Origin of the sequence: Micromonospora sp. DT48, from assembly GCF_049844495.1 — a bacterium.
Taxonomy (GTDB): Bacteria; Actinomycetota; Actinomycetes; order Mycobacteriales; family Micromonosporaceae; genus Micromonospora.
The window spans coordinates 21,857-30,359 of the sequence record NZ_JBNCLE010000001.1; the positions used below are offsets into that span (position 1 = coordinate 21,857).

Sequence of the window (8,503 nt, forward strand, 5' to 3'; positions counted from 1 at the left end):
GTCCGGCGATCCGGACGGCACCGGACCCCGGCGCGGTCGCGGTCCCGCCGCCGCTACCGTTTCCGGCATGACCGGGTACTCCGCTGACCTGACCCTCGCCCACCGGCTCGCCGACGCCGCCGACGCGCTGTCGACGGCCCGGTTCCGCGCCCTGGACCTGCGGGTCGAGTCGAAGCCCGACCTGACTCCGGTCTCCGACGCCGACACCGCCGTGGAACGCGAGATCCGTGCCCTGCTCGCCGAGCACCGACCCGACGACGGGTTGCTCGGCGAGGAGTACGGCGCGACCCCCGCCGCCGGCACCCGCCAGTGGGTGGTGGACCCGATCGACGGCACCAAGAACTTCGTCCGGGGCGTGCCGATCTGGGCCACCCTGATCGCCCTGCTGGAGGACGGCCGGCCGGTCGCCGGGCTGGTCTCCGCGCCGGCTCTGGGCCGCCGCTGGTGGGCGGCGCGGGGCACCGGGGCGTACGCGGGCCCGGACGCCTCCCGAGGCACGCCGATCCGGGTGTCCGGGGTGACCCGGTTGGCCGACGCCAGCTTCTGCTACTCCTCGCTGGAGGGCTGGGAGAAGGCCGGCCGGCTCGACGCGGTGCTGCAACTGATGCGGGACACCTGGCGTAGCCGGGCCTACGGCGACTTCTACGGTTACATGCTGTTGGCCGAGGGCGCGCTGGACATCATGGTCGAACCTGAGTTGTCACTCTGGGACGTGGCCGCGCTGGTACCCATCGTGACCGAGGCGGGGGGCACGATCACGGACATGTCCGGTCGTCCGGCCCCGGCCGGCGGCGACAACAGCACCCTGGCCAGCAACGGTGCGCTACATTCGGTCCTCCTCGATCGGCTCGGCAGCCCGCCGCGCATTGACGCCCGGTAACCTCTATCCTCGCCAGGTGGCTACCTCGGGTTGGTGTTTCCTGGCTGCGATGATCGTCGCGTACGGCGTCGCCAACCTGTTACAGTCGGTGGCCGCCGCCCGCACCACGGTGCATCACACCTTCGATCCCGGCCTGCTGCTGCGCCTGGCCGGGCACCGCACCTATCTGGTCGGGCTGGCCTGCCAGGTCGCCGGGTTCGTGTTGGCCTTCCTGTCCCGGCGGGACCTACCGCTGTTCCTGGTGCAGGCGAGCGTGGCCGCCGGGCTGGGCGTCACCGCGCTGCTCGGCGTGATCCTGCTCAAATGGCGGCTGCCGGTGGCCGAGGTCGCGCTGCTGGTGCTGCTCTTCGCCGGGATCACCGCGCTGGTGCTCGCCGCCCGGCCCGCGCCGTCGAAGGCCCTCGGCACCGGTGGCATGGTCGCGCTGCTGGTGGCCCTGGCGGTGATCGCGGTGCTGGGTTTCTTCGCGGTCCGGCTGCACGGCGCGCCCGGTTCGGTGGCACTCGGCTCCCTGGCCGGGCTGGCCTTCTCCGCCGCCGCGGTGGCGGCCCGACCGCTGGCCTCCGCGTCGAGTTGGGACGCGTTTCTCGGCAATCCGCTGCTCTACCTGCTCATCGCCCACTCCGTGGTGGGCCAGCTGCTGCTCGGGCTGGCGATGCAGCGCGGCTCCACCACGGCTGCGGTGGCCGCCATGGACGCCGCCGGTGCGGTGCCCGCCGCCATCGTCGGTCTGCTGTTGCTCGACGACAAGATCTGGCCGGGCCGGGAGTGGCTCGCGGGGGTCGGTTTCCTGGTCACCCTCGCGGCGGTCGTCGGGCTCACCCGGTACGCCGAGCCGCAGCACCAGCACGCGGTCGCCCGGGAGACCAGCCGGGCGGTGGTCGGTGTCCCGTCGCCGCTCGTGCCGCAACCCGCCGCCTCGGGTTACGAGATCGCGGGGGCGACCAACGGCGTGGGCGATCCGCTGCCTCAGGCCGCCTCGACCGGCTTGCGCCGTCCCACCACCCGCTCGTAGAGCCGCTCCAGCGCACTGGCCGTACGCTCCCAGGTGTAGCTGCACCGCACCCGGTCGACCGCCGCGTGCCCGTACGCGAACCGGCCGGCGTTGTCGGTGAGCAGCCGGCGCAGCGTCACCCCGAGGGTGCGGACGTCGCCCGGCGGCACCAGCTTGCCGGTCACCTCGTCGACCACCGCGTCGGCGATGCCACCCATGGCGTAGCCCACCACCGGGACACCACAGGCCATCGCCTCCAGCGACACCCGCCCCGCCGAGGAGTAGTGCGGCGTGCAGGCCACCACGTCGGCCGAGCGGTACCAGGTGGGCATCTGCTCGTGCGGCACCGCACCGACCAACTGCACCTGCTCGCCGACCCCGACGCGGTCGGCCAGCTCACGCAGCCGACGCGCCTCGGCGTGGTTGGCCAGCTGCTCCGCCGGTGGTCCACCGGCGATCACCAGCTCCGCGTCACCGACCAGGCGCATCGCGCGGATCAGGTCCTCCTGGCCGTGACCGCGTCCGAGCCCGCCCACGGAGAGGATCCGGGGACGTTGCTCTCGTGGGGCGGCCTCGCCGTCGGGGTGGAACCGCTCGGTGTCGACACCGGTCGGCACCATCGCGACCGAGGTGCGTTGCAGGCCCATCCGGGTCAACTCGTCGACCTCGTCGTTGCACTGGGCGACGGCGATGTCCACCGCCCGGGTCAGCGCCCGCTCCAGCGGGATGCGGGTGCCCGGCCCGTCGTAGCTGGCACCGAGGTGGCGCAGCTGTTCCATGCCGATCGAGTGGAACGTCTGCACCATCGGGATGTCGGTCTCCCGCACGGCGTGCGCGGCGGCCAGGCCCCCGATCCAGTAGTGGCCGTGCACCACCTCGGGGGTCCAGTCGCCGGACCACCGGTCGGCCAGCCACTGACCGAACTCGGCCACGTAGGGCACCAGCTCAGCCGTGGGAATCGGTGCCACCGGGCCCACCGGCGCGCGTTCCACCCGGTAGCCGTCCACCATGTCGGTCTCGGTGACCTCGGGATCGTCCCGACGGGTGTAGACGCGTACGTCGTGACCTCGCCCGGCCAGTTCGGCCGCGACCCGTGCGATGTGCTGGTAGGTGCCGACGACGGTTCCGTCGCCGGACGGCGGCGCAGCGGCGTGGGCGCAGACAAGGCCGACGCGCATGGGTCACCTCCATGCGGTTGTGGGCGGTGGTCTTCGGTCAGAGCGTCCCATTAACCGGCCTCCGACGAGCCGAAACCTCGCAGATCCGAGGGCCCGCCCGGCGGCATGACCCGGACATGACGGGGTACGGGTGCGCAATGCCCCTCGTCCGTACCCTCGCCGACGCCACCGTCGTCATCACCGGCGCCTCCAGCGGCATCGGTGCCGCCACCGCGTACGCCCTGGCCCGGCAGGGCAGCACCGTGGTGCTGGCCGCGCGCACCGAGCCGGCCCTGCGCGAGGTGGCCGGACGCTGCCGTGAGCTGGGCGGTCGCACCCTGGTGGTGCCCACGGACGTCACCGACGCGGACGCGGTACGACGCCTCGCGGCGACCGCGATGGCGGAGTTCGGCCGGATCGACGCGTGGATCAACAACGCCTCGGTCGGCACCATCGGGTTGTTCGACGAGATCCCGGCGGCGGAGTTCCGTCGGGTGCTGGAGGTCAACCTGCTCGGCACCGCGAACGGGATCCGGGCCGCGCTGCCGCACCTGAGCGCGGGCGGTGGTGGGGTCGTGGTCAACAACGCCGCGGTCCTGGCCGAGGTGGCGATGCCGTACCAGTCCCCGTACAACGCGGCCAAGCACGGCGTGCGGGGGCTGGCCGACACCATCCGCCAGGAGTTGCGGGCCACCGGCCGAGGATCGATCTCGATCTGCACCGTGCTCCCGGCCACCATCGACACCCCGTTCTTCCGGCACGCCGCCAATCGCAGCGGTCGGCAGGTCCTTCCGCCGCCACCGGTCTACCCGCCGGAGGTGGTCGCCGAGACGATCGTCCGGTTGCTACGGCGGCCCCGACGCGAGGCGTACGCCGGTGGCGCGGCCCGCCTGATCGGCATGCAGTGGCGGCTCGCTCCGGCGCTGGTCGAGCGGGTTCTCGGGTGGTACGGCCGATACACCCAGTTCGGCGCTCCGGCGCCCGACAGCACCGGTAACCTCTTCCGCCCCGACGCCGGGGCGACGGTCGAGGGCGGCTGGCCCGGCCGTCGTCGCCAGCTGGTGCGGATCTCCGCCGCGTTCGGGCTGGCCGCCGCCGGTACCGCCGTCGGCACGGCCGCCGCGCTGGCCCGCCGGATGAACCGTTGAGCGAGGGCCGTCGGCGTCCGGGCCGTTATCCACCCGTGGGACCGGTTACGGCGGGAGGGCAGCGGGTAGAGGTCAGTCATGCGCGACGACGAGTACCCGACCCCTGTGTCCGATCCCGAGGCCGACGGCCTGCCCGACACCGCCGACGACGACTCGACGGCCGGGGACGACGTGCTCACCGGACGGGAGGCCGACGGCCCGGCACCGGCCCAGCTGCCCGGTGACCGATCTCCGGTCGCGGTCGACGAGTTCGGCACCACCGCCGAGGAGCAGCTCGACGGCGAGTCGTTGGACTACAAGCTGAGCCGGGAGCAGTTCGAGCTGCCGGTCGACGATCCGCTGGCCGGTCCGGTGGATCCGGACATCGCGGCCGAGGCGGACAGCCGGGAACAGGCGGCGCAGGCACAGCTCGACGCCGACGTGATCGACCCCGGTCCGACCTCCGACCCGAAGTCCCCGGTGTCCCTCTACGACCACGACCAGTTGGGCACCACCGCCGACGCCACCGTGGGACGGCTGGTCGAGCCGGACGAGGGGGCGCACACCGACCAGGAGACCGACTCGATCGCGTACGACGCGGGTGCCGCCGGTGGTGGAGCCAGCGCCGAGGAGTTGGCGGTGCACGAGACCCGGCCGCCGCACTCGGTCTGATCGGCGGGTCCCTGTCGTACCGCCGCTCAGCCGTCCAGGCCGCGCTCGATCGCGTACCGGGTCAGCTCGACCCGGTTGTGCAGGTGCAGCTTGCCGAGCGTGTTCTGCACGTGGTTCTGCACCGTGCGGTGCGACAGCCCGAGCCGCTCGGCGATCTGCTTGTACGACATCCCCTTGGCCACCAGCCGCAGCACCTCGGTCTCCCGTTCGGTGAGCCGGGGTGCGGCGGCTGCGGCACCGCCCGGCGCGTCGTTGGTGGCGGCCAGCCGGCGGTACTCGCCGAGGACCAGCCCGGCCAGGCCGGGCGTGAAGACGGGGTCGCCCGCCGCGGTACGCCGCACCGCCTCCAGAAACTCCGCCAACCCGGCGGACTTGAGCAGATAGCCGGTGGCCCCGGCCTTCACCGCGTCGAGCACGCCCTGCTGCTCGCCACTGGCGGAGAGCATGAGCACCCGCACGCCGGGGTGCGCGGCCCGCAGCCCCTGGATCACCTCCACGCCGGAGATGTCGGGCAGTTGCAGGTCGAGCACCACCACGTCGGGCCGGGCCGCGGCCACCACCCGGACCGCCTGGCGACCCTCCCCGCAACTGGCCACCACTTCGTGGCCGGCCTCGGCGAGGTCGCGGGCCACCCCTTCCCGCCACATCGGGTGGTCGTCGACGACCATCACGCGTACGCCGTTCATGATTCCCTCCTCGGCACGGTGAGTTCCACCTCGGTGCCGGCACCCGGCGTCGAGCTGATCCGGGCGGTGCCGCCCAGGTCGGTCAGCCGCCCCCGGATGGCCTGGGCCACCCCCAACCGTCCCTGGGCCACGGCCTCGCGCAGTCGGTCGGCCGGAAAGCCCGGCCCCTCGTCCCGGATCGACACGGTGACCGCCGACTCCTCGTCCTCGATGAGCACCCAGGCCCGACCGCCGCCGTGCCGGGCCACGTTGTCCAACGCCGCCCCGACGGCCGCCGCCAGCTCGCGGGCCACCGCCGAGGGCAGCAGCACCGGATCGGCCGGTGCGGACAGCGACACAGCGGCCGAGGCGTGCCGGCCGAGCAGGGTACGCAGGTCCACCGGCGCGTCGGCGGGACCGGCTGCGAACGGTTCGGCGCCGGAGATCAGCGACCGCAGCGCCACCTCCTGCTCGCCGGCCAACCGGGCCAGCTCACCGGCCTCGCCGTCGAGGTGGGCGCCGCGCCGCTGCACCAGGGCGAGCACCTGGAGCACCGAGTCGTGGATGTCGCGGGCCAGCCGTTCCCGTTCCCGGGTGGCCGCCTCCAACTCGCTGGCCCGCTGCAACCGCTCCCCGGCGGTCACGGTGAGTCGGGCGACGTGGCCGACCACCACGCCGGCGAGCAGCATCAGGATCGCTCCGTTGAACGCGGTCGGGGTGACCATGCCCCGGGTCGCGAGGTCGGTCGCGCCGAGCACCAGTGCGGCGGCCGCACCACGCCGCCGCCCGCCGCAGACCGCCCAGGCCAGCACCGGTCCGCTCAGCCAGGCCACCGGAAGGGTCGGCAGGCCCGCGTCGAGGGCTTCCCGACCCATCACCAACGGGGTGGCCAGCAGGATCGCCACCACCACCGCCAGGTCGGCCAGGAGCAGCGGCCAGCCGCGCCGGGCCGGCACCGCGTACCCGATCACGGTGACGGCGGTCCAGACCGCCATGAGCAGCACCAGGAACCCGGCGGCGAGGGGGTGGGCGTACCGGTCCGCGTCGCGGACCAACACCACACAGACGTACGCCAGGGCGGCCACCCGGAAGACCGCCACGGCCCGCCAGAGCGGGACGTCGAAACCACCGGCAGCGGGCATCCGGTCACGATGCCATAGGCCGTTGGAGCGGCTACGGCCGATGCGCCTACACCAATACTGACGTACGGTGGTAAAAGCCGCGAAAACTCTGCGATCTCTGTCGGGACGGGGCCATGACGAACGCCGGATCACCCACACCGCGTACGGTGGTCCCCATCGAACACGCCCTCCTGATCGCCGACGCCTTCGACCAGGCACAGGTGACCGAGCTTCGACACTCGGTCGCCGCCTGCGCGCGCACTGCGGGCCTGCGCGACCAACGGCTGGACGACTTCGTGCTGGCCGTCAACGAGCTGATCACCAACGCGGTCCGACACGGCGGCGGTCAGGGCCGGCTGCGGCTGTGGAAAGAGTCCGGCCTGGTGCTGTGCGAGGTCGCCGACCACGGTCCGGGCATCAGCACACAGAACCTCGACAACCGCAGCCGCCCCGCGCCCGAGACGGCCGGTGGTTGGGGGCTCTGGCTGGCCCGTGAGTTGACCGACGCGATGGACGTCGAGACCGGGCCGGCCGGGACCACGGTACGCATCACCACCGCGATCACTCCCGCCGAGCAGCACGTCGGTCGCCACCGCAGCAGCGAGTGACCGTCCGCGAGCCCTACCAGCGGGTGCCGGTCAGCGTCTCGTAGACGTCCACGTAACGGGCCCGGGTGGCCTCGACCACGTCGGCGGGCACCTCCGGTGCCGGTTCCTGCTTGTCCCAGCCGCTGTTCGCCGCCCAGTCCCGCACGTACTGCTTGTCGTACGAGAACTGGGCACGCCCCGGCTGGTAGGACTCCGCCGGCCAGAACCGGGACGAGTCCGGGGTGAGCAACTCGTCGGCGAGCACCAGGGTGCCGTCCGGCGCCCACCCAAGCTCGATCTTGGTGTCGGCGACCAGGATGCCCCGTTCCGCCGCCAGCTCGGCTCCCCGGCAGTACACCTCGATGGTGAGCCGGCGAAGTCGTTCGGCGGTCTGGGCGCCGACCTTGTCGACCACCTCGGCGAAGGTCATCGGCTCGTCGTGCTGGCCGACCGGCGCCTTGGTGGACGGGGTGAAGATCGGCTCGGGCAGGATGGACGCCTCGGACAGCCCGCGCGGCAGTTCGACACCGGAGACCTTCCCGGTGCGCTCGTACTCCTTCAAGCCACCGCCGGTGAGGAACCCCCGGGCGACGCACTCGATCGGAACCATCTCCAACCGGCGGCACCTGATCGCCCGGCCGGCGAACTCCGGCGGCACGTCGGTGGCCGAGATGACGTGGTTGGGGACCAGATCGGCCAGCTGCTCGAACCACCACAGCGACAACGCGGTGAGCAGCTTGCCCTTGTCCGGAATCGGGGTCGGCAGCACCGTGTCGTAGACGGAGATGCGGTCGGAGGCGACCAGTATCAGGTCATCGCCCTCGGCGTAGACGTCCCTCACCTTGCCCGAGTGCAGAAGTTCCACGCGGACAAGTAGACCACGCGCCGCCCGCGCCGCCGCTCGCGGTCCGTACCCCGGGCCGGGGGCGCAGACCCGCCGATCAACGCCGACGACGGGTCAACCGGATCACCAGCAGGACGATCACCGCCACCACCACCAGGCAGCAGAGCAGACTCACGAAGCCGAAGAATCCGCCACCGCGCCCGCGCCGCCGGGCCGCCTCCACCACCAGTTCCCCGGTCCCGGTCGAGGCCCACGCCGCGACCGGAACGAAAACCGCCAACACCACCGTGCTCAGGAGCGTGCCGAGCCGCCCCCACCACCTACCGAAGGAAGACATGCGCTCATCCTCGCCGAGGCGCGCAACATGCACGGCACGAATGACGCCCGCATCGGGATGACCGACAACGCAACGAGAAGAGGCCCCGGATTCGTCCGGGGCCTCTTCTACTGCAGTAG

The 8,503-nt window shown here is 72.6% G+C and carries 10 protein-coding genes; 5 read left to right on the forward strand and 5 right to left on the reverse strand.

Annotated elements, in window-relative coordinates; translation table 11 throughout:
• Positions 1-67 precede the first annotated feature (67 nt).
• Both hisN and ACLQ2S_RS00135 read left to right on the forward strand, forming a co-directional pair.
• Positions 68-880 carry a histidinol-phosphatase gene (gene hisN / locus ACLQ2S_RS00130; protein ID WP_155214684.1) on the forward strand — a complete coding sequence of 271 codons (813 nt, stop codon included), beginning with the start codon at positions 68-70 and terminating at the stop codon, positions 878-880.
• Between the two features lie 49 nt (positions 881-929).
• A complete protein-coding gene (locus ACLQ2S_RS00135) occupies positions 930-1,895 on the forward strand; it encodes a hypothetical protein (RefSeq protein WP_155214922.1) in 966 nt (321 codons plus the stop codon).
• On the opposite strand, the gene ACLQ2S_RS00140 is transcribed toward ACLQ2S_RS00135, so the two are convergent.
• Complete coding sequence (locus ACLQ2S_RS00140; protein ID WP_155214683.1) at positions 1,850-3,052, reverse strand: glycosyltransferase; 1,203 nt, start codon at positions 3,050-3,052, stop codon at positions 1,850-1,852. The two genes, ACLQ2S_RS00135 and ACLQ2S_RS00140, sit on opposite strands and share 46 nt — an antisense overlap.
• A 137-nt stretch (positions 3,053-3,189) precedes the next feature.
• On the opposite strand from ACLQ2S_RS00140, the gene ACLQ2S_RS00145 reads away from it, so the two are divergent.
• Positions 3,190-4,179, forward strand: a complete 990-nt coding sequence (locus ACLQ2S_RS00145; protein ID WP_425700868.1) for an SDR family oxidoreductase — start codon at positions 3,190-3,192, stop codon at positions 4,177-4,179.
• A 78-nt stretch (positions 4,180-4,257) separates the two neighbouring features.
• Positions 4,258-4,830 carry a DUF5709 domain-containing protein gene (locus ACLQ2S_RS00150; RefSeq protein WP_155214681.1) on the forward strand — a complete coding sequence of 191 codons (573 nt, stop codon included), beginning with the start codon at positions 4,258-4,260 and terminating at the stop codon, positions 4,828-4,830.
• Positions 4,831-4,856: 26 nt separating this feature from the next.
• Here the strand turns inward: ACLQ2S_RS00150 and ACLQ2S_RS00155 are convergent, their stop codons facing one another.
• Together ACLQ2S_RS00155 and macS are read right to left on the reverse strand one after the other, a co-directional pair.
• Positions 4,857-5,516 (reverse strand): response regulator, encoded by a 660-nt coding sequence (locus ACLQ2S_RS00155; protein WP_155214680.1) that lies wholly within the window; start codon positions 5,514-5,516, stop codon positions 4,857-4,859.
• A complete protein-coding gene (gene macS / locus ACLQ2S_RS00160; RefSeq protein ID WP_425700869.1) occupies positions 5,513-6,637 on the reverse strand; it encodes a MacS family sensor histidine kinase in 1,125 nt (374 codons plus the stop codon). The genes ACLQ2S_RS00155 and macS overlap by 4 nt, the downstream gene beginning before the upstream one ends.
• A gap of 113 nt (positions 6,638-6,750) precedes the next feature.
• On the opposite strand from macS, the gene ACLQ2S_RS00165 reads away from it, so the two are divergent.
• Positions 6,751-7,224 carry an ATP-binding protein gene (locus ACLQ2S_RS00165; protein ID WP_425700870.1) on the forward strand — a complete coding sequence of 158 codons (474 nt, stop codon included), beginning with the start codon at positions 6,751-6,753 and terminating at the stop codon, positions 7,222-7,224.
• A 13-nt stretch (positions 7,225-7,237) separates the two neighbouring features.
• Here ACLQ2S_RS00165 and ACLQ2S_RS00170 read toward each other — a convergent pair whose 3' ends face one another.
• A complete protein-coding gene (locus ACLQ2S_RS00170) occupies positions 7,238-8,068 on the reverse strand; it encodes a phosphoribosylaminoimidazolesuccinocarboxamide synthase (RefSeq protein WP_425700871.1) in 831 nt (276 codons plus the stop codon).
• Positions 8,069-8,144: 76 nt separating this feature from the next.
• The gene (locus tag ACLQ2S_RS00175) at positions 8,145-8,384 is read right to left on the reverse strand and encodes a hypothetical protein (protein ID WP_425700872.1); all 240 of its coding nucleotides are present in this window, start codon (positions 8,382-8,384) and stop codon (positions 8,145-8,147) included.
• Between the last annotated feature and the right edge of the window lie 119 nt (positions 8,385-8,503).

Excerpts from the sequence above, each read along its gene's own strand:
- hisN (WP_155214684.1), top strand. The coding sequence starts at position 68 with ATGACCGGGTACTCCGCTGACCTGACCCTCGCCCACCGGCTCGCCGAC.
- ACLQ2S_RS00135 (WP_155214922.1), top strand. The coding sequence starts at position 930 with ATGATCGTCGCGTACGGCGTCGCCAACCTGTTACAGTCGGTGGCCGCC.
- ACLQ2S_RS00140 (WP_155214683.1), bottom strand. The coding sequence starts at position 3,052 with ATGCGCGTCGGCCTTGTCTGCGCCCACGCCGCTGCGCCGCCGTCCGGC.
- ACLQ2S_RS00145 (WP_425700868.1), top strand. The coding sequence starts at position 3,190 with ATGCCCCTCGTCCGTACCCTCGCCGACGCCACCGTCGTCATCACCGGC.
- ACLQ2S_RS00150 (WP_155214681.1), top strand. The coding sequence starts at position 4,258 with ATGCGCGACGACGAGTACCCGACCCCTGTGTCCGATCCCGAGGCCGAC.
- ACLQ2S_RS00155 (WP_155214680.1), bottom strand. The coding sequence starts at position 5,516 with ATGAACGGCGTACGCGTGATGGTCGTCGACGACCACCCGATGTGGCGG.
- macS (WP_425700869.1), bottom strand. The coding sequence starts at position 6,637 with ATGCCCGCTGCCGGTGGTTTCGACGTCCCGCTCTGGCGGGCCGTGGCG.
- ACLQ2S_RS00165 (WP_425700870.1), top strand. The coding sequence starts at position 6,751 with ATGACGAACGCCGGATCACCCACACCGCGTACGGTGGTCCCCATCGAA.
- ACLQ2S_RS00175 (WP_425700872.1), bottom strand. The coding sequence starts at position 8,384 with ATGTCTTCCTTCGGTAGGTGGTGGGGGCGGCTCGGCACGCTCCTGAGC.